Source organism: Prevotella sp. P6B4 (assembly GCF_000619985.1).
Classification (GTDB): Bacteria; Bacteroidota; Bacteroidia; order Bacteroidales; family Bacteroidaceae; genus Prevotella.
The window spans coordinates 73,813-98,196 of sequence record NZ_JHVE01000007.1 but is presented as its reverse complement, the minus strand read 5'-3'; the positions used below and the strand labels follow the sequence as shown (position 1 = coordinate 98,196).

Annotated in this window: 19 protein-coding genes; 6 read left to right on the top strand and 13 right to left on the bottom strand. The window is 47.5% G+C overall.

Going from position 1 to position 24,384, the window contains the following annotated elements:
- Positions 1-26 precede the first annotated feature (26 nt).
- The 12 genes from nuoK to T491_RS18250 are packed head-to-tail and all read right to left on the bottom strand — an operon-like array spanning position 27 to position 12,952.
- The gene (gene nuoK, locus T491_RS0106355) at positions 27-335 is read right to left on the bottom strand and encodes an NADH-quinone oxidoreductase subunit NuoK (RefSeq protein WP_028903150.1); all 309 of its coding nucleotides are present in this window, start codon (positions 333-335) and stop codon (positions 27-29) included.
- Positions 332-847 (bottom strand): NADH-quinone oxidoreductase subunit J, encoded by a 516-nt coding sequence (locus tag T491_RS0106350; protein WP_028903149.1) that lies wholly within the window; start codon positions 845-847, stop codon positions 332-334. The genes nuoK and T491_RS0106350 overlap by 4 nt, the downstream gene beginning before the upstream one ends.
- A gap of 6 nt (positions 848-853) precedes the next feature.
- Positions 854-1,399, bottom strand: a complete 546-nt coding sequence (locus T491_RS0106345; protein WP_028903148.1) for a 4Fe-4S dicluster domain-containing protein — start codon at positions 1,397-1,399, stop codon at positions 854-856.
- Positions 1,400-1,408: 9 nt separating this feature from the next.
- Positions 1,409-2,497, bottom strand: coding sequence for an NADH-quinone oxidoreductase subunit NuoH (gene nuoH, locus T491_RS0106340; protein ID WP_028903147.1), 1,089 nt, complete (start codon positions 2,495-2,497; stop codon positions 1,409-1,411).
- A 39-nt stretch (positions 2,498-2,536) separates the two neighbouring features.
- Positions 2,537-4,150: an NADH-quinone oxidoreductase subunit C gene (locus tag T491_RS0106335; RefSeq protein ID WP_028903146.1), complete on the bottom strand. Its 1,614-nt coding sequence runs from the start codon at positions 4,148-4,150 to the stop codon at positions 2,537-2,539.
- On the bottom strand, positions 4,147-4,860 hold the full coding sequence (locus tag T491_RS0106330; protein ID WP_028903145.1) for an NADH-quinone oxidoreductase subunit B: 714 nt from the start codon (positions 4,858-4,860) through the stop codon (positions 4,147-4,149). Before T491_RS0106330 ends, T491_RS0106335 begins: the two co-directional genes overlap by 4 nt.
- Positions 4,851-5,201, bottom strand: a complete 351-nt coding sequence (locus T491_RS0106325; RefSeq protein WP_028903144.1) for an NADH-quinone oxidoreductase subunit A — start codon at positions 5,199-5,201, stop codon at positions 4,851-4,853. Before T491_RS0106325 ends, T491_RS0106330 begins: the two co-directional genes overlap by 10 nt.
- Before the next feature lie 54 nt (positions 5,202-5,255).
- Positions 5,256-6,770, bottom strand: a complete 1,515-nt coding sequence (locus T491_RS0106320; protein WP_028903143.1) for an alkaline phosphatase family protein — start codon at positions 6,768-6,770, stop codon at positions 5,256-5,258.
- Between the two features lie 58 nt (positions 6,771-6,828).
- The gene (locus tag T491_RS0106315; RefSeq protein WP_028903142.1) at positions 6,829-8,106 is read right to left on the bottom strand and encodes an AGE family epimerase/isomerase; all 1,278 of its coding nucleotides are present in this window, start codon (positions 8,104-8,106) and stop codon (positions 6,829-6,831) included.
- Positions 8,103-9,446 (bottom strand): MFS transporter, encoded by a 1,344-nt coding sequence (locus tag T491_RS0106310; protein WP_028903141.1) that lies wholly within the window; start codon positions 9,444-9,446, stop codon positions 8,103-8,105. Before T491_RS0106310 ends, T491_RS0106315 begins: the two co-directional genes overlap by 4 nt.
- A 6-nt stretch (positions 9,447-9,452) precedes the next feature.
- The gene (locus T491_RS0106305; protein WP_028903140.1) at positions 9,453-10,622 is read right to left on the bottom strand and encodes a glycoside hydrolase family 130 protein; all 1,170 of its coding nucleotides are present in this window, start codon (positions 10,620-10,622) and stop codon (positions 9,453-9,455) included.
- 50 nt (positions 10,623-10,672) lie between these two features.
- Positions 10,673-12,952 (bottom strand): glycosyl hydrolase, encoded by a 2,280-nt coding sequence (locus T491_RS18250; protein ID WP_197018810.1) that lies wholly within the window; start codon positions 12,950-12,952, stop codon positions 10,673-10,675.
- A 357-nt stretch (positions 12,953-13,309) separates the two neighbouring features.
- On the opposite strand from T491_RS18250, the gene T491_RS0106295 reads away from it, so the two are divergent.
- On the top strand, positions 13,310-14,284 hold the full coding sequence (locus tag T491_RS0106295; RefSeq protein WP_028903139.1) for a hypothetical protein: 975 nt from the start codon (positions 13,310-13,312) through the stop codon (positions 14,282-14,284).
- Here T491_RS0106295 and T491_RS0106290 read toward each other — a convergent pair.
- A complete protein-coding gene (locus T491_RS0106290) occupies positions 14,281-15,123 on the bottom strand; it encodes a hypothetical protein (RefSeq protein WP_028903138.1) in 843 nt (280 codons plus the stop codon). The two genes, T491_RS0106295 and T491_RS0106290, sit on opposite strands and share 4 nt — an antisense overlap.
- Before the next feature lie 117 nt (positions 15,124-15,240).
- On the opposite strand from T491_RS0106290, the gene T491_RS0106285 reads away from it, so the two are divergent.
- From T491_RS0106285 to T491_RS0106265, 5 genes are all read left to right on the top strand, one after another.
- Positions 15,241-17,574 (top strand): mechanosensitive ion channel domain-containing protein, encoded by a 2,334-nt coding sequence (locus T491_RS0106285; RefSeq protein WP_081773268.1) that lies wholly within the window; start codon positions 15,241-15,243, stop codon positions 17,572-17,574.
- 74 nt (positions 17,575-17,648) lie between these two features.
- Positions 17,649-18,410, top strand: coding sequence for a 3-deoxy-8-phosphooctulonate synthase (gene kdsA, locus T491_RS0106280; protein ID WP_255327031.1), 762 nt, complete (start codon positions 17,649-17,651; stop codon positions 18,408-18,410).
- A gap of 4 nt (positions 18,411-18,414) precedes the next feature.
- Positions 18,415-19,365, top strand: a complete 951-nt coding sequence (locus tag T491_RS0106275) for an SIS domain-containing protein (protein ID WP_028903135.1) — start codon at positions 18,415-18,417, stop codon at positions 19,363-19,365.
- Positions 19,362-23,144 (top strand): two-component regulator propeller domain-containing protein, encoded by a 3,783-nt coding sequence (locus tag T491_RS0106270; RefSeq protein WP_081773267.1) that lies wholly within the window; start codon positions 19,362-19,364, stop codon positions 23,142-23,144. The genes T491_RS0106275 and T491_RS0106270 overlap by 4 nt, the downstream gene beginning before the upstream one ends.
- Positions 23,141-24,376 carry a phosphatidylserine/phosphatidylglycerophosphate/cardiolipin synthase family protein gene (locus T491_RS0106265; protein WP_028903133.1) on the top strand — a complete coding sequence of 412 codons (1,236 nt, stop codon included), beginning with the start codon at positions 23,141-23,143 and terminating at the stop codon, positions 24,374-24,376. The genes T491_RS0106270 and T491_RS0106265 overlap by 4 nt, the downstream gene beginning before the upstream one ends.
- Positions 24,377-24,384: the final 8 nt, after the last annotated feature.

Sequence of the window (24,384 nt, the reverse complement as noted above, 5' to 3'; positions counted from 1 at the left end):
TTCAATTATCAATTTTCAATTACTACTTATCGTTTCATATTCTTGATAGCCTCAACGCTGTCGCTCTTGAACTTGCGATACACGTTGATGATAATGGCGATGGCAACTGCACTCTCGGCAGCAGCTACACCAATCACGAAGAGTGTCATGAACATGCCCTCCATACCGTTTGGATAAAGCAAACGGTTGATGGCGGCAAAGTTGATATCAACGGCGTTGAGTACCAGCTCAACCGAGATGAGCATGGCAATCAGGTTGCGACGCGTGGTGAAACCATATACACCGATAAAGAACAACAGGGCACTCAGTGCGAAATAACATTCTACTGGAATCATGCTTTATCCTCCTTTCTTGCTACAACCAAGCCACCGATGATACATGCCAGCAGGAATACTGAGATGAACTCGAAAGGCAGTACATACTGATATTTACCCGAACCAACGAGAGCAGTACCGATTTTCTTCATAGGTACCTCTACGCCGGCAATCTCCTGTGTATAGAAACCAGTCTTAAGCAGAATCAGGCCTACTACCACCAGTCCGGCCAAAGCAGCCAGGGCGCCAGTAATCATCTTGCTACTCTTAACTCGCTCCTCCAAACCCTGAAGGGTACGCTTGCTTACCAACTGGATGGCAAACACATAGATCATCGTAACGCCACCGGCATATACGCTAATCTGAGCGGCTCCAAGGAAGGTGTAATCCAGCAGGAAATAGATGCCTGCTACACCAAAGAGCACAAACAACATGAATGTTGCGGCTCGCATAATCTTCGTCGTGGTCACACACATCAGTGCCGAAGCAATGATGAATACCGCGAGAATGATAAACATAACTGTATTACCCATAATGCGTTACTTGGTTTTAGTGTTAAACTTACCGACCAGCCATTCGGCACCACCCTCAATCAGATTGGGCAGCGAGCCACCAGCGTAAACCTCCTCGTTCAGGTGCAGTACCAGACGAGAACGGTCGAACACAGCGTTCTCAAAGTCGTTTGTAAACTCGATGGCGTCGAAGTTGCAGGCATTGGTACACAACTGGCAGAACATACAGTCGCCCAGGTCGTACGCGTAATCATCCAGCACCTTCTTTTTCTTACCTGTCTCAGGATCCTCGGCCATGTGGGCAGTAATCTTGATGGTTCCGTTAGGACAGGCCTTTTCGCACAATGTGCAAGCAGTACACTTGTAGCTGCCATCCTCGTTGCGCTTAAAGGTCAAGCGACCACGGTGACGCTTTGATACGTGCAGTGTAGTCTTGCGGTTTTCGGGATACTGCTCTGTCGACTTATTGGTGAAGAAATCCTTGAAATACTCCTTCCAAGTAATCTTCATACCTGTAGCCAAAGTCTTCAGGCCGTGTCCGATTTCTCCGAAATATGTTTTGTTATCTTCCATTGCTATACCTTATTTAATATATAGGCCCAGGGCCACAACAACAGTCATAATTACCAGGTTGATAAGTCCCAGAGGCATCAAGTACTTCCACTCCAGCTTCAGGATCTGGTCGATACGCAGACGTGGGAAAGTCCACTTCACCCACATCAGCAACCATACCACCAGCAGGGTCTTGCCAAAGAACCATACGATACCAGGGATATAGTTCATCACTGTATCAAAGGCATCCACACCAATGTTGATAGGCGCCCAACCACCCAGGAATACAGCCGAAGCCAGTCCTGCGATGATAAACAGGTTCAGGAACTCAGCCAGGTAGAAGAAACCAAAGCCCATACCCGAGTACTCAGTGTGGTGACCGGCAGTCAACTCACTCTCAGCCTCAGCCATATCAAACGGGCCACGGTTAGCCTCGGCATTACCTGCAATCAGGAACACCACAAAGGCGATGATAGCAGGGATATGCCCCTGGAAAATTAACCACTTAAAGGCACCTGTCTGAGCCTCCACGATACCACTCATCTGCATGGTACCTGTCAGGATCACAGCAGTAATCAGGCAGAGGCAGAGCGACATCTCATACGAGATCATCTGAACAGCAGCACGCATGGCCGAAACCACCGAGTACTTGTTGTTCGAACCCCAACCAGCCAGGAAGATACCTACCACACCAATCGATGAGATGGCTGTTACCAGGAAGATTCCTACATTAAAGTCAAGCACATGGGCACCATTGTTCCAAGGCAGGAAGCTGAATGTACCTACCGAAGCAATGATTACCAGCAGTGGAGCTACAGCATACAGCAGCTTATCGGCACGATCCACGAAGAAGATCTCCTTCACGAGCATCTTCAGTACATCGGCAAAAATCTGCAGGGTACCATGGAAACCTACACGGGTAGGTCCCAGTCGGCACTGGAAATAAGCGCATACCCAGCGCTCCATCATAATCATCAGCATGGCAATCAGCGCATATCCAGCCAGGATACCTGCGCCAACCAGCACGCATTCAATCAATATCGACCAGAAATCTCCCAAGCCGAGTGTATCGCGCAGGAGAGCGTCGAACCATGTTGTAAATATAGAAAAGTCAAACATAATCTTTACTTTTTACATTTTTACATTATTACATTTCGACTATCGGTCGATATCAGGAATTACAACGTCAATGGCAGCACAGGTGGCAATCAGGTCGGCAATCTTCTGACCACGCAGCATGGGGTCGAAAGCACCTACCAGCGAAAGTCCCATTGGGCGCATCTTCATGCGGTATGGACTCTTGTCGCCACGAGAGTCGAGATAAACACCAAACTCACCAGCTACACCCTCAACCGAGTAGTACCACTGGCCCTCGGGCACTTTGATGATAGGCTTCTGCTTCACGTAGAAGTCGCCCTCAGGAATATTGTCGATGAGCTGCTCGATAATGTTCAAGCTCTGGTACATCTCGTTGATGTGAACCAGGTAGCGGTCCATAGAGTCGCAACCAGTCAGTGTGCACTGCTCCCACTCTACCTTGTCGTACATATCGTATGGGTGATTCTTACGCACATCGCTCTTCCAACCCGAAGCACGTCCAGCAGGACCGGTTACTGCATACGAGATACAGTCCTCCAGACTCATTGGTCCGCACTTCTCCAGTCGGTTGTGGGTAATCACGTTATCACCAAACACATCCATATACTCTTTGATCATGGGTCGCAGATACTTCACCAGTGCCTTTACGTTTGATACAAAATTAGGATCGATATCGTCCTGCAGTCCACCTATTCTATAATAGTTCTGAATCAGACGTCCACCGGTGGTCTCCTCCATACAGTTCAGTACATGCTCACGATCGCGCATACCGTACAGGAAGGCAGTGAGTGCACCCAAGTCCTGAGCCACACACGAAGTGTACAGCAGGTGACTGTCCAAACGCTGCAACTCATCCATAATGGTACGGATATACTTGATACGGTCGGTCAGCTCAACCTCCATGGCCTCTTCAATCACACCTACCAGTGCATGACGATGCTGCATGGCACCCAGGTAGTTCAGTCGGTCGGTCAGCGCCAGTGTCTGAGGATAGGTCATACCCTCCCACATCTTCTCGATACCACGATGGATATAACCAAAGTGAGGATAGATACGTTTTACGGTCTCACCGTCCAACACAGTCTGCAAACGCAGCACACCATGGGTAGCAGGGTGCTGAGGACCGATGTTAATCACATAGTCGTCAGCCTCAAACAACTTATTCTGCTTGCACTGCAGGTTACCATCCTTATCCAGATAGTACTCCAGTCCGTAGTTAGGCTCTACATCGTCCTCAAGGGTGTACTTATCGTTAAACTCCCAGTCCTTACGGAAGGGGTGACCCTTAAAGTCGGTACGCAGGAACAAGCGACGCATATCCTTATGTCCCAGGAATACGATGCCAAAGAAATCGTAAACCTCGCGCTCCAGCAACTCAGCTACCTTCCAGATATTTGATACAGTAGGTATGTATGGAATCAGTTGACCATCAGTCTCGCCTGTGCCATTCGATGACATGCCATCACCACAAACCTTAGTTCTAGCAAGCTGCTTAACTGAGCAACGCTCATGGGTGTTGGTGTTCTCCAAAATGTACACACAACCCAGCCCCTCTTCAGCACCGAAATCCTCGCCTACGATAGTCACAAGATAGTCGAAACCTTTCTTGCTCTTCAAGTTCAGCATCTCTGAGGCGAACTTGTCAAAATCAAAACTCAAAAATTCTAATTTCATGCCTTGTCCTCCTCTTTCTTTAACTCCTTAACAAAATCCTCGGGTACAGCAGTTACCACGATTGGCTCGCGGCGATGATCGCCCAGGTTGTTACGGAATGTCAACTCCTCGTTCGATACGCCCAGTTCGCGCTCCTCAGCGGTCTGCTTGTGGTTAGCACCTCCAAAGAATTTCTCTACCTTCACCTTACGCTGCAGCTGCATCATACCATACATAATGGCCTCGGGACGTGGGGGGCAGCCAGGGATAAACACATCCACGGGCACAATCTCCTCGATACCCTTAACCACATGGTAGCTCGACTTGAAAGGTCCACCGCTGATGGCGCATCCACCAACAGCAATCACATACTTTGGCTCAGCCATCTGGTCGTACAAGCGTTTCAGGGCTGGGGCCATCTTGTGGGTGATGGTACCTGCACACATAATCAGGTCAGCCTGTCGTGGTGTGTTACGTGTTACCTCGAAACCAAATCGGGCAAAGTCGTAACGTGAGCAACCACAAGCCATAAACTCAATACCACAGCACGATGTAGCAAAGGTGAGCGACCACAGTGAGTTACTACGTCCCCAGTTAATCAACTGGTCCAACGAACCTGTAACCACGTTCACACCACCCTCATGCAGCTCGTCGATAATCTTCTCCAACGACTCGTTGTCGTTCCACTCCTCGTAAGGAATGCTCTTGATGTGGGGCTTTCTTACTTCCATTCCAAGTCTCCTTTCCGCCAGGCATAAGCCAAGCCTAATACCAGAACTACTAAGAAGAAGCCGATGCTAAGCAATGCCATCGAACCGAACTCCTTCACTACCACAGCCCATGGATACAGAAACACCGTTTCCACATCGAACATGAGGAACAAGATGGCAAAGAGATAGAAACCTACCGAAACAGGCAACCATGAGCTGCCGCGGGTAGGAATACCGCTCTCATACGGCTCACCTTTGACCTTTGCGTAGGACCTTGGTCCCAACAGCTTGGCCATCACGTAAGCCGCTACCACCAATGTAATAGCCGTCACCAAGACGGTAATTAACAAAGTAAAGTTCATAAAAAGCTAACTATAATTATTTATTAATGTTTTAATTATTCCATTATCAAGTAGTTACTCACCCATCACCTCTGTGATTGGCTCACCCACACAGGCGTTTGGCTGCTGTATGTGCAGCTTGTGACAAACGGTGGGCGCAATGTCGGTAATGTGTACCTCTCGGCTGGTTTCGCCGTGCTTCACCTTCCAGCCGTAGAACAGCAGGGGGATGTGGGCATCGTAGGGGTTCCACTCGCCATGGGTGGTACCGATGGGCGACGAGTATTTGCTGTTAAAGCCGTACCAGCCGGGCTCCAGCATGAAGATGATATCACCCGAACGGTCGTGGTGATAGCCCTTCAGCACGCGCTCCTTCAGAAAGGCGGGGATAGGTGCTGTGGCTGCCTTCTTAAAGTCGCAGGCAAAAGCCACATGTGGGGTATTCAGCAGCTCCTCTACGATACCATCGCGAAGCTTCTGTTCATCAACACCCTGCTCACGTATTGCGTCCTTGTCCAGTACCAGGCGGTAATCCAGACAGTCCTTAATCACATTCTTGGTCAGACCGAATCTGACACCCAGTCGGTTAGCCGCATTCACCACATATTCCTCGTCCCACTTAAAGGGACCTCCATTCAGCTTATGGTCCTGCATAAACTGATGGTTATGCGCAGCACCATGGTCGGCAGTCAGAAACACCAGGTAGTTATCCTCACCCACCTGCTCGTCGAAAGCCTTCAGCAGTTTGGCAATGTCCTTATCCAGTTCCAGATAGGCCTCGTCGGTATGTTCACCACGGGTGCTATACTCATGACCGATGACATCTGTCTGCGAGAAGCTGATACACAGCATATCCGTCTCTTCACCCTTACCAAGCTGTTCGCCTTTTAAAGCAGCAATGGCCATATCAGCAGTGATATGACCACACAATGGATACAGTCCTACGTTCTTACCCACCTTCTGCAGCTCCTTGTTTTTTTTCAGCTGGGCGTTGTAATCCTTGGCCCACTGTGGCAGTTCCTGCATATACCAGGTACTACTGACAAACTGACCGGCTTTGGTATCAATCCAGTAGGCAGCACTGGCACTACGTCCGGCTGGCAGAATGGCTGCACGGTCCTTGTAGCTCACGCCAATCACCTTCGACTTAAAGTCGGTATGCAATCGCAGCTGGTCGCCAATGGTGGTGGCCAACAGGTTTACGGGCGACGAAGCATCTTTCTTGTTGCTGCCCACGGTCGTCACGTCGTGATCCTCGCAACTGCTAATTTTCACGCCATTCTTGTAAAAGGCGTTACCGCAAATACCATGAAAAGCGGGAGTTGTACCTGTATAAGCGCTGGTATGTCCGATGGCAGTTACGGTGGGCAGATAATTAATAAGGCAGTTATTACACGAGTATCCTTGGTTTATGAGGCGCTTCAGTCCGTCCTCCTGATACTGATTGTAATATCTGCCTAGATAATCCCAACGCATCTGATCGACTACGATTCCTATCACGAGCTTAGGACGCTCGTTAAACTGCGTTTGTGCTTGACTATCAACGATATAGCACAACGCTATTGCAACGAATAGTATCAATCTTCTCATAATTGGTTGCAAAGGTACGAAAAATCCGCCAAAGTTCCAAATTCTCTGGCGGATTTTTTTACGAGCGCTCGATGATTTCCAAACACATGCGCGTGTTGTGATACGGGCACTTCCAGAAACCCGCTTTATCGTCGGTGGTGTTCAACAGTCCGTTAGCATGCCTGCTCCAGTACCACTCGCCATGTTCAAAGTCTATCAGCTGTTTCTTGATATAATGCCAGCATTTTTCAGCACGATTAAAAGCCTCTTCATCACCGAAATGCTGCCAGATATTATACCAGCCCACCACGTTCTCGGCCTGTACCCACCAGTGCAGGTCGTCATCCACGTGCCCTGTATCCAGATTGGCCTCATGTATCAGTGCACCATCAGGACGCAAGCCCTTGGCCGAAGCCTCTGCAACTGACTGTACAATAGGCTCTACCTTGGCCAGTACGTTGGCATCACCCAGTACCAGAGCGGCCTCATGCAACAGCCACGAGCACTCGATATCGTGCCCATAGCTCTCCAGGTGTCCGGCCCCTCGCGTCCAGTCCATCCCGAAGAACAGGTCCAGGTGGTTGGTCTCCTTATTCAGAATCTTATCTGTAAAAATATCTACCAGATTTCTGAGCGAACCTTTCACCTCGCTAATGGTCTGTTGAGGCACACTGATACCAACAGGCAGCACAGCACCTAGAGCAGGCACATAATCACAGCTTTCCTGGGCTTGCACTTCTTTTAAGCATCTGAGAAGATTTGTGTATGGTTCGATAATGTGCAAGTGGGTGTTCTGCGATTTGGGGTAGTTGGCATCCAGATCCGACAGACGCATATCAGCTATCTCGCCCCACTCGCGCGTGCAGGCCTCAATATAGCCGTTATGCTCACTGTCAAAGGCGTGCTCCTCTATACAGTCGTACAGGTCAAACGCATAGTCCAGCGCCTCTCTGTCGCCCGTAGCACGGGCATATTCCGAGAGTCCGTAAATCATAAAGCCGATGGCATAGAACTGCTTCTTGGTGTCAAGCGGGTTTCCCTCGCAATCCACGCTCCAGTACACGCCACCATACTCCTGATCAATGAAATGCTCAATGATATAGTCCTTGGCGCGGGTGGCGGCCTCCAGATACTCCGAATGTTTCAGCACACGGAAAGCAGCCGAGAAGGCCCACAATATGCGGGCATTCAGGATGGCACCTTTCTCGGCATCCTTATGCAACTCGCCATTGCCGTCCATCCTGCCGTAAAAGCCACCATGCTCATAGTCCATCATCTGGTCGAGCCAGAAACGCAGGATGTTATTCTCCACCACATCCTGCATCTCTCGCTTCAGCATATCTACTTGTCCCATCATTTCTTAATCGGATAAATCCAGGTCAGTACAATAATCAGGCCGGCAATAATAGCTGGGAACAGAGAGAACAGACTCCATACCATCGAGAGCACCGAGTCGGTAATCGAGGCAGGGTCCACCATGGTGTTACCCATGTCGTCGGTAATCATGCTGGCACCAGCCAGACCCAAGAAGAGGGCTACCAGCGAACCAGAGATGGCGGTACCGAACTTCTGGGCCATGGTACCCGATGAGAAGATCAATCCGGTGCTCGAGGTACCGTTCTTTTCGGTTGCATAATCAGCCACATCGGCATACATACTCCACAGCAGGGGCGAATACAAGCCGATACCGATCGAGGTAAGCACCACCAGGGCCACCATCACCCAGATATAGCTGGGGTCCATGGGCACGAAGAAGAAAGCCACCGAAAAAACTACACAAATCAGGGCAGCTGCCATAAAGGCCTTACGCTTCGAACCGATAATCTCAGTGAACTTAGGTGATACACCACCGAAAATCATACAAGTCAGCTCACCAAAGGTCATAAACACGGTGTAGTTGATAATCAGTCCGCTCACCGTCACATCGCCATGCAGACAGTATTCCAACAGATAACCAGCCACAGCGTAGCGGAAACCATTAAAAAAGTTCGTACAAATACCGATAAGTGTCAGGATAATCCAGGGCTTGTTCTTAAACAGATCGCCAAACTGCTTGAACTCGAATTTCTCGGCACGTACGGGCTTCAGGCGCTCCTTGGTCAGGAAGCCGCAAGCCAAGGTGCCGGCAGCAGCTATCACACCAAAGAAGGCACCCAGTACTGCATACTGGTGCTGCTCGGTACCACCCACCAGTCGCTGCAGGTAAGGGAACGACAGGAGGGTGATAAAGCCCATCGCATAGGCACCTACCATACGGAAACTCGAGAACTGGTTCTTCTCGTTGTCGTCATCGGTCATCACACCCAGCAGCGAGCCGTAAGGCACGTTCACAGCGGTGTACAGGGCCATCATCAGCAGATACAGACTATAAGCCCAGATGCGCTTACCTGTCAATCCGAAGTCGGGTGTATACAACAGCAGAGCAAACACAAGTCCGAAGGGGATGGCCCCGAATATCAGCCAGGGACGATAAGTACCCCATTTGCTCTGTGTACGGTCAGCGAGCGAACCCATCAGCGGGTCGGTCACCACATCAAACATACGTGCAATCAGCATCAGCGTTGCCGCATCAGCAAATGTCAGTCCAAACACATTTGTAAAAAACAGCGGGAAGGCAATCGACATAATTTTCCATGTAATACCACCAGCCGCCGCATCGCCTAAAGCGTAACCTATTTTTTCTTTTAAACTAGCCATGATAATTTACAATTTACATTTTTTGTTCTTTGCAATCAGTTTCTTGATAGTCTCCACACTAGCGGCAGTGTAGTAACCATCCTCTGGGGTGTTCATACAGTAATCTATGAGCTTATCGATTGTCGATGTAGCCACGTGCATGCGGGTATCGGCCGAGGCATAGTAGATAAACACCTTTCCATCCTCATCAGCAATCCAGCCGTTGGAAAAAGCAACATTCATCACATCACCATAATACTCGTTACCCTCAGGCACCAGGAAGTAGCCACCCGGACGTGCAATCACTTTCGTGGGATCGTCCAAAGCCGTCATATACATATACAGCACGTAGCGCAGTCCGTCAGCCGTGGCACGCACACCATGCGCCAAGTGTAGCCAGCCCTTAGGCGTCTTAATAGGGTGTGGTCCCTCACCATTCTTCACCTCGGTAATCGTGTGGTATTTGCGCTCGTAGATAATCGTCTCGTCCTTAATTTCAGCGTGGGCGATGTCATCCACCAGCGCCCAGCCAATCCCACCACCGCTACCAGTGTCGATAAAACCATCCTGCGGACGAGTATAGAAGGCGTATTTCCCGTTTACAAACTCGGGATGCAGCACCACGTTACGCTGCTGACTCTTGGTATTCAGATCGGGCAGGCGGTACCAGGTTTTCAGATCCTTGGTACGGGCGATACCTGCAGTAGCTGTAGCAGCACTCAGCTCACCTGGCTGCGAGTCGTCATGACGCTCAGCACAAAACACGCCATATATCCAACCATCCTCATGCTGGGTCAGACGCATATCGTAAATATTGGTGGCAGGCACCACATCATCTGGCATGGTGATGGGTTCCTCCCAGAAACGGAAGTTATCAATACCATTGGGACTCTCTGCCACAGCAAAGTAACTCTTGCGGTCAGCACCCTCAACACGCGCCACCAAGCAGTACTTACCCTGCCACTTAATGGCACCAGCGTTCAGCGTGGCATTACACATAATACGTTGCATCAGGTACGGGTTGTCCTGCTCACTGAAGTCGTACTTCCACTCCAAGGGCACATGCTCAGCTGTTAACACAGGATTTTTGTACTTCTCGTAAATTCCATTTCCCCACTCCAGGGGCTCGTTTTTCTGGGCCAGTAGCTCCTCATGATGTTTTCTCAGAGCTGCCACCTTCTGTTCAAATTCGATCATATCTTAATTTTTCAATTTTTATCATTTAGCATTTTTGCATTCTTACATTTTTAATTATCACATTCTCCTAAGAACATCACGTTCTTGGCATTCTTAAATGCTTTGCGATAATCATCGCCACAAGGCGTGTTGGGCACAGGACCGAACCACTCATTTTCGTAGTTGCGCCATAGCAGGAAATAGCAGATAGGATACTTATCCATCTGGGGCTTCAGCACCCTACCGAACCATGTAGCATCAGGAATATTCTTAAAGCCACACTCGGTCATGGCCAAAAGTTTGCCATTATCTTTTGCAAACTTAGCCAGGAAGGTCAGGTCGTTGTTGACGGCTTTGATAAAATCCTGCTCAGTGCCCCACTGATAGGCGTCCTCACCTATCAGCGTCACACGATCGTTGCCAGGGTAGCGCTGCATAAAACGCTCCAATGTCCAACCACCATCCAAGTTAGGCGAGTAGCTCCACAACAGGTTACTGAACCCACGCGCGTTCATATAATCCTGCAGCAGGTTCCACAACGCCTTGAACTCGCTGTCGGTACATAGTTTCTGGCCCCACCAGAACCACGAGCCATTATTCTCGTGCCAGGGGCGGAAGATGATAGGCACAGGCTGTCCTGCTTCATCCTTCAGACTCTCGATAAAGTCGGCCACACGCATCATCCACAACTTGAACTTGTCTGCCATCACACCTCCTGGCAGAATACTTTTCACAACCTTATTACTGGTCACATCCCAGGCCGTGCCACCTGTCAGCGGGTTACGAGGGTGCCAACTGATGGTCACCACACCCCCACGCTTCACATGGGCCAGCAACTCATCGTGTATGCGGGTAAAGGGTACACTATCCAGATTCTTCTCGTCACCCATCTCTATGCCACCCAACTCAAAGCCCATCACAGCCGGGTAATCACCCACGGTTAGTTTCACATCGCTCTTACCATCCTCGTAAGCCCAACCAATACCGTAGAACGGGTCATCCTGGTGTCCTGCCATATAGCCTTTCTGCTGCAAGGTCTGCAGTCTGTCGGCCAGCTCGGTGGCGGTGGTCGATTTCAATTCCTTCAGCAACCAAGCCTCCCAGGTGTCCCACTGCTCCTGATGCCAGAAGTGCCAGGTAGCCTGATAAGGTTTGATTTCCTTAGGTCCCTTTACGATATTATAGGTAGCCCACGCACTTGTTGGCGGCACCACATCGTCGTCATAGCCGAACGAGAACCAGCCCTTCTGCTTGCCATCAATCAGTCGCGCAAAGTTCACGCCATCATAATAGCGCGATGTTTCAATTTGCTTCTCCTGCCCCTTGCCTTTGTTCCAGTAGAAGTAATGAGGCCATCCGCAGGCAGTCCCTTTCAGCGAGTTGGTATGATCGCAAAGAGCCGCATGCACAGGGGCATAGCAGGTCATGCGTTTATCCAGCCCGGCACTCACCAGGGTCAGGAATCCACCCTGACTCGATCCTGTCACACCAGCCTTCTCACCGTTCCAGGGGGTATACTGCTCGATATAGTCCATCGCACGGATACAGCCCATGATCACATGGTGATAGTAATGCTTGTCGCGGTTGTCCATATTGAACTCCCAGTAACCCTGCAACGCGCCATTGCCCAGATTGTCGTACACACCCTGCTCCATCGTCACGGGGATGCCGTGGATACCAATCTCAAGCGTGATGACACCCTGAGAGGCCGAATATACATCGCCACCATAGGGACGCACGCCAGCGCCTGGCACACGCAACAAAGCGGGATATTTGCCCTCGCGCACGGGCACGCATAAAATTCCATAGGTACGTGAGCCCCAGCGCTCGTTGTTAAAGCTTACTTCGTACACGTTCACATCCTTGGTACAACGCTCAAGCAACAAACGCTTGGTGGGGTTCAGGTCGGTTTTTCGGGCTTCTGTGATCGATTTTTGCCAGTACTGCTCAAAATCCTCGGGCATCACGGTCGATGGTTGCAGTTTTTCAGGATTAAAGGCAGCCCCACAGGCCCCATGGTAATCCTGTCCGTTCACATGGGCCGTTACATCCAAACGATAGAATCCTGGTTTCGTCATCGTGCCTTGCAGCTTCAGGGTTCCGTCCTTCAGGGTCACGCTTTTGCGGATGTTCTGATACATCTCAGGCCCCATCGCATAATCTATAGCAACGTTTTTAAGTAATGTTCCCTCCTGGCGCACTTCTATAGTAAAATGCACTTTTTCGTCTGTATTGTATCGCCAGTCAGTATGGTCGGGCACCACGGTCACCACCACACTATTTCCACGAATCTGCGCCTGCAGCATCAGTACCGCCCCAACACAGAAAAAGAAAGCAAGTAGCCTTTTCATTTTTAATTACCGATTGTCGTTTTATTCAATTTTAAGTTTACCGCTGCAAAGTTACTACAACTTTCTCAAACTGCTATACTTTTTTTTGCTCAATCATTACACTTTTCCACCATTTTCCCGACAAAGTAATTCACTTATCCAAAAAAAAGTTGTAAAATACACATATTAGTTAGAAATAATAAACAACTAATGATAGAGAAAGTAAACCAACCAAGACAACACAACAAAATTGGCATATTACAAAAAACAAAAAGTCGAACATTGTTAAAAAAATGTAATTTCAAGGGAATTCAACCAAATTCATAGGCACATATTCACAATAAATATGTAATTTTGTCCCCATATTATATTTTAAATATGGGAAAAAAAGATCTTATTTACATTTGTACAAAAGTTTTAGCTGGCATTGCAATAGCATTTGGTGTATTTGCAGCCATACCAATGATTATGCTGGCATGGGAGATTATTGGATCCAGAATGGCGCCAGAAACCATGGAGCTTCCCTTTCCCCTTAAGAGATTCGGGCTAGACGGGTTGGAAACCAACAATCCAGGCATACTGACCACCTACGTTGTAACACTTATAACTACTTTACTGGCCGCTACTTACGCACTGATGCACGTACTATTCCGCACCACTTGTAATAGAGTCAAAGCCATGGGCAAAATTGAACTTATTGTCACTGGCGCTGTTTTCGGCATATCGCTATGCGTATTGATACCCACCACAAAAACGGTATTAAAAGAAAGTAAACATGCATTAGAGGCTAAACAGGAAGACCGCAACTCCTATATGGGTATTCAAATGGATGAGCTAAGCAAAAGTTACCTTAGCAAGAACGGATGGTCGCTGACTAAACACGAGAATTGTTTTGACAATTACGTTCGCAAAGGAGAATATTACACTGGCGACCAGGACGTTGCATACTTGGATGCATGGAACCCCAACGGACAGCAATTGTATCAAGCAGAGAAGAGTCAACCAGTTGAAGCCGGCACATATCGCATCATCTGCAGCGCACGTGCCGAAGGTCCCGGTTGTTATATTTTCGCCAAAACAACCAGTAATAGCGTCCTGAAGTTTGTTGAGATTCCCCATTACGGCAATACCGAAGGTGAAATCTGGGAAAACGCCCCTGAGGGCTCAGCAGAAAGAGACGTCAACATGGGTAACGGATTCGGCTGGAGCAAAGTTGTTGTCACCGTCGAAATCAAGGAACACGACACACTTATTTATGGTGTAACTACTGACCAAAAATTCAGTGGTAAAGCCTGCAAGTCACAATGGTTCTCTGCAGCAGATTTTGAAGTAGAGCGTTTAGGCATCAACTAGATCTGATGATAATTTACAAGTCCATCTAAGGGACTCTTCAATATAACGCCAACCTGATACCCCTGCATCTGGAGTATCAGGTTGAGTTGTTCTTGATAATACCAAGCAATACTACCCACGAAAGAAACGGTCAGGTCACGACGCGCATAACGTGAAAGATGATAATTAACAAAATCATTAAATGCATTGTACACTAACTGACGGATGGCCTCATAATCCATGTGCCGATAAATAAATTCAGATAATGACGCCAAAAAACGATTAGCCTGAGGCTCTCGATAGACCCTATTGATAATTTCGGACAAGCCAAATCCCATTTCACGTTCAAACAACACACGTATTTGGTAGTCGAGTACACCTGTATAGATATCGTGTAAAAGATGCTTACCCAATACTGCACCACTACCTTCATCACCTAGGATATACCCCAAAGCAGGCGTATTATGAACAATTTCTTTACCATTATACACGCACGAGTTAGCCCCCGTTCCGAGAATACAAGCGATCCCCTCACTACGACCACACAAGGCACGTGCCGCACCCAACAGGTCACTATGAGCCTCTACCACCTGGGAGTCAACAAAGGATTCACGCAACAGATTTTCCACACGGCCTTCAACCTCAGGACGAACCCCACTACCATAAAAATACACAGCATCAACAGACACATCACCCAATTGAGGCATCAGATCATTATTAAGAACATTTCGAATATGGTCATCTGCCACATGAAAAGGATTAAGCCCTATCGTATGAGCTTCTATCGGGGTGGATATATTATCTGGATTAAGACATATCCAATCGGTTTTAGTGCTACCACTATCAGCAATAAGTATCATAACACACGCAATTTTAAGTGATTTTGGCGCAAAAGTAGCAAAAAAAAAGGAGAAAATGCAGAAAAACGAGAAAAAAAATGTAATTTTGCAAAATGTAAAACGAACATTGCATTGAATATGAAACGATTACTGTTATTATGCATTTTCGCCCTAAGCATCATAGAGGCTGGAGCTGTACTTAAAGAAAAGGATTTGGAACAAACGCTGGGCATATTACGCACAGAGTTAAAGCAGTACAATAACGAGTTGGATCGTAGATCGTCTGCACGCAAAGACCGAACTAAGCGCCTGATCCTGCAACTGATGTCAACTATGAAGCGAGCCGACCAAAATGCATTAATGCTTTATTCACAGCAACAAGACAACGTGTTTGACCTGACCTACGCCTGCCATGAAGCCACGCAGCAGTATCGCGACTTTCATCGTCAACAGCTACCATTTACTAGTTTTCTATCAAAAACAGAAAACGAAATCGTTAGATATGACAGTTTGATAAACCACTTGCAAGGCATCCCTGAACGCATCATGACGAAATATGGTGCACAAAACCGCGACTCATGCTTACTGTTGGCTCAGAGCATTCGTGGAAAGCTGGAAGAAAACGCAAGTACACTACGCCGCAACATATACCTTTACACCAAAGCAGAGAATCGTTTAAGCGAATTGAACGACTACGCACAGAAACGCTATAATGACATCCAACAAAGCATTTTTATCAATGGTGGAGACAGTTACCCCACTCTACTGAAAAATATGAGCCGTCGCTGGCAACAACTATCGGACAACCTGCAGAAGAAATACAGCTTCCAATCCAATGTTAATTCACAATGGAGTCCACAATGGATTTTCGGCATGTTCCTTGGAATTATATTTTATGTAGTCGTAGCCATTATACTCAATCTCCTTTTCTTCAAGTTTATCCTCCCCAACAGATTAAAAACTGAAGAATTCCTAAAGAAACGAACGTGTATCATCCTGGCCACGACAACCGTTACTTTTGCAATTATTCAAGGATTAGTCATCAGCACCACAAGTCAGAACTTCCTGATTATGGCGTCCAATCTGCTAGTTGAATACGCATGGCTGCTAGGTGTCATTCTCATATCACTACTACTCCGCGTAAAAGGAGAACAGATTAAGAGTGCCTTCCGCATCTATGCCCCATTAATAGCCGTAGGATTCATCGTTATCGGTTGTCGTATCATTCTGATACCAAACGAATTAGTCAATTTAGCATTACCACCAATCTTATTTCTGAGTGCCTTCTGGCAGTGGGGTGTGATTCGTCGTCATAATCAGAACATTCCCCGTAGTGATATTTTCTACACCTACGTTTCACTGATTGTTTTCGTCACATCAGTAATCTGCTCGCTTATTGGTTACACATTATTTGCCGTACAACTCATAATCTGGTGGATCATGCAGTTAACTTGCATCCTAACCATCAACTGTATCAGCCGATATCTGGAAATCTATGCCAAGCGGAAGCGCCTGACTCAGAAGCCCATCACCAAGACATGGGCATATTATCTTGTAGAAAAAGTCATCATACCCGTCATGGGGGTACATTCTGTCCTGCTGAGTATATATTGGGCAGCCAAGGTGTTCAATCTGACCGATATGTGTATGAAGATATTCGTATACAACGTAATAGATCTGGAGAACCTGAAACTTTCCATGGCAAAACTTACTATGGTCATTACTATGTGGTTCTTATTCCGCTATATATCCAAGACAATATTAGCTTTCCTCAGAATACACTATGAAATAAGCGATCCATCAACTGCAGCCAGCCGCGAGGTTATGGGGCGCAACGTGATTCAGGTTCTGGTTTGGGGTATGTGGCTCATGTTTTCATTGTCACTACTCAACATCAGCTTAGCTTGGCTTCTGGCTATCTCAGGAGGTCTGTCAACCGGTATCGGTTTTGCCTCAAAGGACATCATTGAGAATATCTATTACGGCGCCTCACTCATGGCTGGGCGTATAAAAGTTGGCGATTGGATTGATGTTGACGGCACCATGGGTAAGGTTGTTTCTATTAGCTACACATCAACGGTAATTGAATCCATGCAAGGTGAAGTTATCACATTTCAGAACGCTCAGCTCTTTGCAAAGAACTACAAGAACCTAACGCGCAACCACGGCTATGTTTTGGCTGTGGTTCCCTTTGGCGTTGCATACGGTTCAAATCTCAAAGAAGTTACCACCATGGTAGAAGACGCTGTCAACGACATGCATAATGAGTTTATTGACCAAGAGAAACGTGCAAAGTGCGTAGTAGCAGAGATGGCCGATTCCAGTATTAACTTCAAGATGTTTGTTTGGGCTGAAGCACCTAAGCGTTCGTATGTCATCAGCGAGGTTCTGAAATGTATCTACGATACGTTGAACCAGAACAATATCAACATTCCATTCCCACAGAGGGATATTCACATAGTGAATCAATAAACATTGAAAAAATAAAGAATTTAAGCAAATAATTTGGCGGATTTGAATAAAATACGTATTTTTGCAGCATTAATATGAGCAACATGACAAACATCATAGCAGGGCCATGCGTCATTGAGTCGGCAGAACTTCTCGACACAGTGGCCAAGAAGTTGGTTGAGATTAACAAGCAACTGGGAATTAATATCATCTTCAAAGCTTCATTCGACAAGGCCAACCGTACTTCCATCACCTCGTTCCGTGGACCAGGCATTGACCGCGGACTACAGATGCTGTCTGATATAAAATCAAAATATGGTCTTCGCATACTGACAGACATACACGAGAGTTGTCAGGCTGAGCCTGTCGGTGAGGTGTGCGACATCATCCAGATACCAGCATTCTTGTGCAGACAGACAGATCTGATAATAGCCGCCGCAAAAACAGGGCGCATTGTAAACATCAAGAAGGCCCAATTTCTCTCGGGCAAGGATATGATTTATCCTGTTCAGAAAGCTAAAGATGCCGGCGCCAAGGAAGTATGGCTGACAGAACGTGGCAACATGATGGGGTACAACAATTTGGTTGTTGATTTCCGCAACATCCCTGATATGTTGGAGATTGTGCCAACCGTTATTATGGATTGTACCCACAGTGTGCAGCGCCCTGGTGGCAGCAATGGTAAAACGGGGGGCGACCGCCGATTTGTCCCACAGATGGCTTTGGCAGCCAAAGCATTCGGCGCTACAGGCTACTTCTTTGAAGTGCATCCCGACCCAGATCACGGATTGAGTGACGCAGCAAACATGTTGGAACTCGATAAGCTGGAGGAGCTTGTGAAGAAACTATTAGCATAATATAATGAAAACTACAAGAGAAATAGCTATACAATGTATTAAGGACGAGGCAGAAGCAGTATTAGGACTGATTCCGCAACTTGACGAGAACTTTGACAAGGCAGTAGATTTAATACTGCACTGCAAAGGAAAGGTAATTGTTACTGGAGTGGGCAAAAGCGGCCACATTGGTGCCAAGATTGCAGCCACCCTATCAAGTACTGGCACTCCTTCGTTCTTTACCAATCCGCTTGACGTATTTCATGGCGACTTGGGAGTCATGACGCAGGACGACGTTGTATTGGCTATATCAAACTCAGGACAAACCGATGAACTGCTGCGCTTCATCCCCATGGTATTGCACATGCAAATTCCCATCATCGGGATGAGCGGCAACCCCAAATCACTATTGGCAAAATACTCAACCTACCACCTCAATGTGCAAGTAGAGAAAGAGGCATGTCCCCTGAATTTGGCTCCAACCAGCAGCACCACCGCCCAACTTACTGTAGGTGATGCTCTGGCCATTGCACTGATGGAGAAACGCAACTTCCAGCCACGCGATTTTGCCCAGTTCCATCCGGGGGGCGAATTAGGTAAACGACTGCTGACCACCGCTCAGGATGTTATGCGTACAGAAGATATGCCTATACTCCCACCGGAAATGCATCTTGGCGAAGCCATCATTCTGGTCAGCAAGGGTAAGTTGGGGCTGGGTATAGCCATGGTTGACGATAAGATTACAGGGCTTATTACCGATGGTGATATCCGCCGTGCCATGGAGAAATGGCAGGCAGAATTCTTTGACCGTACTGTCAGTGATATTATGACACGTACACCTAAGATGGTAAAACCTGAGACGAAAATTACAGAGATTCAACGAATCATGAATAAATTTAAAGTACATTCAGTACTGGTAACCGACGGTGAGGATCATCTGTTGGGCGTAGTTGACCATTATTCTTGTATGATATGAGAGCTATAAAGAAAATACTGATCGTTTTGTTGCTACTTATTCCATTAGGAGTGGTGGCCGACTATCTGTTTAAGACGCTGGAAGCACGAGACGGCCTGACATCCAGCCAGGTAAACTGCATACTAAAAGACTCGCGTGGCTATATGTGGTTTGGTACGCCCGCAGGATTGTACCGATTCGACGGCTACACTTTCCGCAACTTCCAGAGTGACTCGCAGAACGGTAGTTCGTTGAGCGATAGCTATATCAACTCCATTCAAGAGACACTTGATGGCAATCTGCTGATAGAAACGGCCCAAGGTTATTGTATCTATCATCCACAAACGGAGAGCTTTGAGCGCGACATGAAACAAGCTTTCGCACGTATGGGTATAGAAACTATTCCATCAGTGGTATATGTCGACAAGCATAAGAATCTGTGGGGAGCCATCCCAAATAAGGGAGTAGTATGCTATAATCAGCAGCAACAACTATTATACGAATTCGGATATACAGACGACTCCAAAGGCGTTCCACAAGGCGTAGTCTGCTCAATCAGCGAATGCAACGATGGCGCCCTGATAGTCTACGACGATGGAAAGATAGCCTGCAGCGACGTGATGCACCAACAAAATACCATTTGGGTAGCAGAGGGTCCTGCAACACTGAAGAACCACAAAACCAAATCTTTGCGTGCCTATGCCGATAGTAATGGTAACGTCTGGCTATACGGACAGGGCACTCTGGTTATGTGGGACAAGAAAAAAGGCACATGGGACTACACCATCAGCGAAAGACTGGGCGTTACAGGTTTGGGCGTTGATCGTAACATTAACGGTATGGCAGGAAATAATGGTAGCATCTGGATTGGTAGCGACCAGTTAGGACTGCTCAGAATGGATCCAAACACTCACGAAATACAGTCAGTCCAGCCACGAAACATCAATGAGAAACAGCTGATTTCTGATAATGTCAGCATACAGAGCGTCTATATGGACGACACTGGTCTTCTTTGGGTTGGAACCGAGAAATCGGGCGTGGCCTATACCGGCAAATATATCTACCGATTCGGGTCTAATCTTTTGGGCGATGTGACAGCTATGGCTCAGCATTCCGACGGATCCATTTGGTATGGTACGAGCGACAAAGGTGTGATTGGGTTTAGCGGTCAGCTGGCCAGCCTGAAGGTATCATGCATGGGCAACACACCTGATGGTAGTATATGGATTGGCTCTAAGCGCAATGGACTGACCCGCATCAAGGATGGTGTATCAACCATCTATTCTGTAGCGAGAGATAGTGTTCGCACCATTATTGACGACCACATTAACGCACTGACTACAGACAAAATCGGTAACCTATGGATAGCCACCAACGGCGGACTTCAGGTTTACAACCCAAGAATGAATTCATTCTCGTCATACACACGCGAGAACGGAAAGCTGAGCACCAATAGCATTACATGCTTGTTCTACAAGAAAGATGCCAATGCCAACAACCTGTTGATTGGTACCAGCGAAGGTCTGATTATCTTGAACCTATCGACAACAGAAAAGAAGGTATATACAGGTAATAGTACCAATGTTAAGAGTTTCACGAACAACTATATCACACAGATTTTCCAGGACTCTCGCGGACTTATCTGGGTAGGAACACGCGAAGGTCTGAACATTTTGAATCTGGAGACCGACGAGCTGGACTATCTGACAGAAAAACAAGGGCTCTGTAATAATAACATCTGTGGTATAGCCGAAGACAAGAACCACTGTATATGGGTAACTACCAGCCGAGGGGTAAGTCGAATTGTGATCCAGCGTAATCACGAAGAAAGCAGTAACAACTATGGACTGTATAACTACAGCACTGCCGACGGCTTGCAGAGCAACGAATTTAATACAGGCTCAATCCTAACCAAGCAGGACGGCGAGGTTCTACTGGGTGGTCTGTATGGTGTAAACTGGGTACTGCACAGAGATGGCGCCGAGAAAGAAGAACTTCCTCGCGTCATGTTGACACAGATGTTTATTGGTGAAGAAGAAGTGATAACCGGCCATGAGTATCACGGCAAAGTGATTCTATCGCAGGCTCTAAACGAGACCAGCCGTATCGAGCTCAGTCATAGTCAGAACACCTTCACCATTAAATTTGCCGCAGGTAACTACAATCAGAGTGAGCGTCTGCAGTTCATGTACTGGATGGAAGGTCGCGACGAGGATTGGCGTAATGGCGATGCTTTGACTCATGGTGTAACATTCAACAATCTGAAAGCCGGCAATTACATCCTGCACGTCAAGGCCATCAATGCTGAAGGTGCAGTTAGTAATCAGGAGCGCGTATTGGAGATTAATGTAGAACGCCATTTCCTGCTATCTTGGTGGATGATAACTGCCTACATCATCGTATTGGTAGTGATTATCTATTTCTGGCGTATCGGTTTGAATCAACTGAAAGCCATCAAGCACAGAAAAGAGGCCGTCATCAGAGAGTTGCACTTGCAACGCGAGGAGATCAAAGCTGCCAGCGACGACTTGCGCCAACCTATGGCTCGCATGACATCTATCATAGGCAACCTCTCTGAAAAAGAAAAGTCGCTCGAAGAGAAAGAGCAATTGAATGCCCTCCACTCACAGATGCTGCAGATTATCACTCGCGTAGCCGATATGCAAATGAATCTGGAACATCCAGAAGAGAGAGCAAAGAATAATGTTCAGGATCGCCTGACCATCAACAGCAAGGGAGAGATTGAACTGCCAGAGATTGCCAGTGAGGTTCTGACATCAGAAACCACACGTTCGCGTGCTGCAATGGACTCACCTACTACCAAGTTTACAGTCATCATGATTGATGATAACGAACAGTTCCTGGAGTTTGCCGCAGCCCGACTGAAGTTTGTCTATAATTTCCACGTTTATAACGATATTGAGAAAGCTGCCGAAGACTTAGAGCAGATGAAATGCGACCTGGTAGTTTGTAAGCAGGACATGTACGGCATGACAGGTAGTGATCTGTGTAACCAGTTGAAGACCAACTACGTGACTCAGAACATGAAGTTTATCCTGATGACAGATACCGTGCTGACGCCACAAGATATGCGTTCAAAGAATATCACTCTGAGTGCAGACGACTATCTGGCTAAGCCTTTCAATATGCAGGAAGCTACCATGCGATTCAACAAGGTTTTGGGTCTGGGTGCCGTACAGATGGACAACAACCTGATTGAAGGTGCAGAGACACGTAAGCTCGAAGGTCAGAGCAGTAGTATGACCACAGCAACAGAGACCATGGATGCAGGCGAGATAAGCCCAACCGCTTTGGCTGAGGTTAGTGCCGATGACCCTATGAACAAGGTCGACACTGCTGTTGTGAAGAATCCACGCAACCAGGCGGTAACCAGCAATCTGCCAGAAGGCATCAAGGGTGCCGACGACGAGGACGAAGGCGGTGGTGCCGATTTCTCGATGGTTGATGCTATGGACCGCCAGCTGCTGAAAAATATAGAGCAATATGTACTGCAGAATATGAGTCGCGGACAGATTAGTCTGGAAGAGATGGCTAACGCGATGGGTATGGGACGTGTACCATTCTTCCATCGTGTACGCAGTCTGACCAACAAGACCCCAGCTGAACTCGTGAGAGACATGCGACTGAAACACGCTTGTATTCTGTTGAAACGTACGAATATTAATATGAGTGAGTTGGCATCCAACATTGGATTCATGACTGCCGAGAACTTCATCAACATCTTCAAGGAAAAATTCGGCATGACGCCACTCGAATATAGACTGAAACATCGTAAATGATCATAAGAAAGCATTGTCAGACAGGAATAGTTACCATACTATTCCTGCTGATTTCTCTAATAGGACAAGCTCAGACGAGTGACTCGCTGATAGTGAGTCAGATGAAAGAGGTGGGAGTAACCTTCTACCAGCATAATGATGTCAAGCTCATTATGTCGGGTAAGGACAAATTCAACCTGCTTTTTGAGGATATCCGCAACGCCAAGAGCAGTGTGCATCTGGAGTACTTCAACTTCCGCAACGACTCGATAGCCTCGTTGTTATTTGACATTTTACGCGAAAAGCGCAAGGAGGGTGTTGAGGTAAGAGCCCTGTTTGATGGTTTTGGCAACGACTCCAACAATCAGCCACTAAAGAAGCACCACCTCAAGAGTCTGCGTGCAGACAGTATAGATATCCACGAGTACGACCCTGTACGTTTTCCCTGGGTCAATCACATCTGGCCTCGCGACCACCGCAAGATTGTGGTGATAGACGGGCATATAGCCTACACGGGTGGTATGAACGTGGCCGACTACTACATTGTGGGTACAGATCAGGTGGGCGAATGGCGCGATATGCATTGTCGCATAGAGGGTCCTGTGGTCAACGAGCTGCAGGAAATCTTTGCCCGTATCTGGCAGAAAGTGACCAAGGAGCAACTGCAGGATGCCAAATACTTTCAAGGCAAGGAGCACGGCAACATGCTAGTGGGAATCGCCAATCGCGAACCCAACAAGACCAACAAGATCATGCGCCAGTTCTATATCAATGCCTTGGACGATGCGCAGGATTCCATCCAGATTATCAACCCCTACTTCACCCTCACCCCTTCAGTCAAGAAAGCTATTCATCGTGCCATCAAGCGTGGTGTCAAAGTAGATATACTGGTATCGGCCAAGAGCGATATTCCTCTGACACCCGATGCCGTGTACTATAATGTTCACAAACTGATGAAGAAAGGTGCCAACATCTGGCTCTACCAGTCAGGCTTCCATCACTCTAAAATCATGATGGTTGATGGACGTTTCTGTACCGTTGGCAGTACCAATCTTGATGCTCGCAGTCTGCGATATGATTACGAGGTGAATGCACTGATTATCAACAAACGGGTGACTCAGGAACTGCAGGATATGTTTATTCGCGACACTCATAAGAGCGTGCTGCTAACCCCGGAAGAGTGGAACAAATTCCGCACAGGCTGGCAGAAGTTCCGTGGTTGGTTTGCCCAGTTGTTTACCCCATTTATGTAAGATTGCCG

Excerpts from the sequence above, each read along its gene's own strand:
- nuoK (WP_028903150.1), bottom strand. The coding sequence starts at position 335 with ATGATTCCAGTAGAATGTTATTTCGCACTGAGTGCCCTGTTGTTCTTT.
- T491_RS0106350 (WP_028903149.1), bottom strand. The coding sequence starts at position 847 with ATGGGTAATACAGTTATGTTTATCATTCTCGCGGTATTCATCATTGCT.
- T491_RS0106345 (WP_028903148.1), bottom strand. The coding sequence starts at position 1,399 with ATGGAAGATAACAAAACATATTTCGGAGAAATCGGACACGGCCTGAAG.
- nuoH (WP_028903147.1), bottom strand. The coding sequence starts at position 2,497 with ATGTTTGACTTTTCTATATTTACAACATGGTTCGACGCTCTCCTGCGC.
- T491_RS0106335 (WP_028903146.1), bottom strand. The coding sequence starts at position 4,150 with ATGAAATTAGAATTTTTGAGTTTTGATTTTGACAAGTTCGCCTCAGAG.
- T491_RS0106330 (WP_028903145.1), bottom strand. The coding sequence starts at position 4,860 with ATGGAAGTAAGAAAGCCCCACATCAAGAGCATTCCTTACGAGGAGTGG.
- T491_RS0106325 (WP_028903144.1), bottom strand. The coding sequence starts at position 5,201 with ATGAACTTTACTTTGTTAATTACCGTCTTGGTGACGGCTATTACATTG.
- T491_RS0106320 (WP_028903143.1), bottom strand. The coding sequence starts at position 6,770 with ATGAGAAGATTGATACTATTCGTTGCAATAGCGTTGTGCTATATCGTT.
- T491_RS0106315 (WP_028903142.1), bottom strand. The coding sequence starts at position 8,106 with ATGATGGGACAAGTAGATATGCTGAAGCGAGAGATGCAGGATGTGGTG.
- T491_RS0106310 (WP_028903141.1), bottom strand. The coding sequence starts at position 9,446 with ATGGCTAGTTTAAAAGAAAAAATAGGTTACGCTTTAGGCGATGCGGCG.
- T491_RS0106305 (WP_028903140.1), bottom strand. The coding sequence starts at position 10,622 with ATGATCGAATTTGAACAGAAGGTGGCAGCTCTGAGAAAACATCATGAG.
- T491_RS18250 (WP_197018810.1), bottom strand. The coding sequence starts at position 12,952 with ATGAAAAGGCTACTTGCTTTCTTTTTCTGTGTTGGGGCGGTACTGATG.
- T491_RS0106295 (WP_028903139.1), top strand. The coding sequence starts at position 13,310 with ATGGGAAAAAAAGATCTTATTTACATTTGTACAAAAGTTTTAGCTGGC.
- T491_RS0106290 (WP_028903138.1), bottom strand. The coding sequence starts at position 15,123 with ATGATACTTATTGCTGATAGTGGTAGCACTAAAACCGATTGGATATGT.
- T491_RS0106285 (WP_081773268.1), top strand. The coding sequence starts at position 15,241 with ATGAAACGATTACTGTTATTATGCATTTTCGCCCTAAGCATCATAGAG.
- kdsA (WP_255327031.1), top strand. The coding sequence starts at position 17,649 with ATGAGCAACATGACAAACATCATAGCAGGGCCATGCGTCATTGAGTCG.
- T491_RS0106275 (WP_028903135.1), top strand. The coding sequence starts at position 18,415 with ATGAAAACTACAAGAGAAATAGCTATACAATGTATTAAGGACGAGGCA.
- T491_RS0106270 (WP_081773267.1), top strand. The coding sequence starts at position 19,362 with ATGAGAGCTATAAAGAAAATACTGATCGTTTTGTTGCTACTTATTCCA.
- T491_RS0106265 (WP_028903133.1), top strand. The coding sequence starts at position 23,141 with ATGATCATAAGAAAGCATTGTCAGACAGGAATAGTTACCATACTATTC.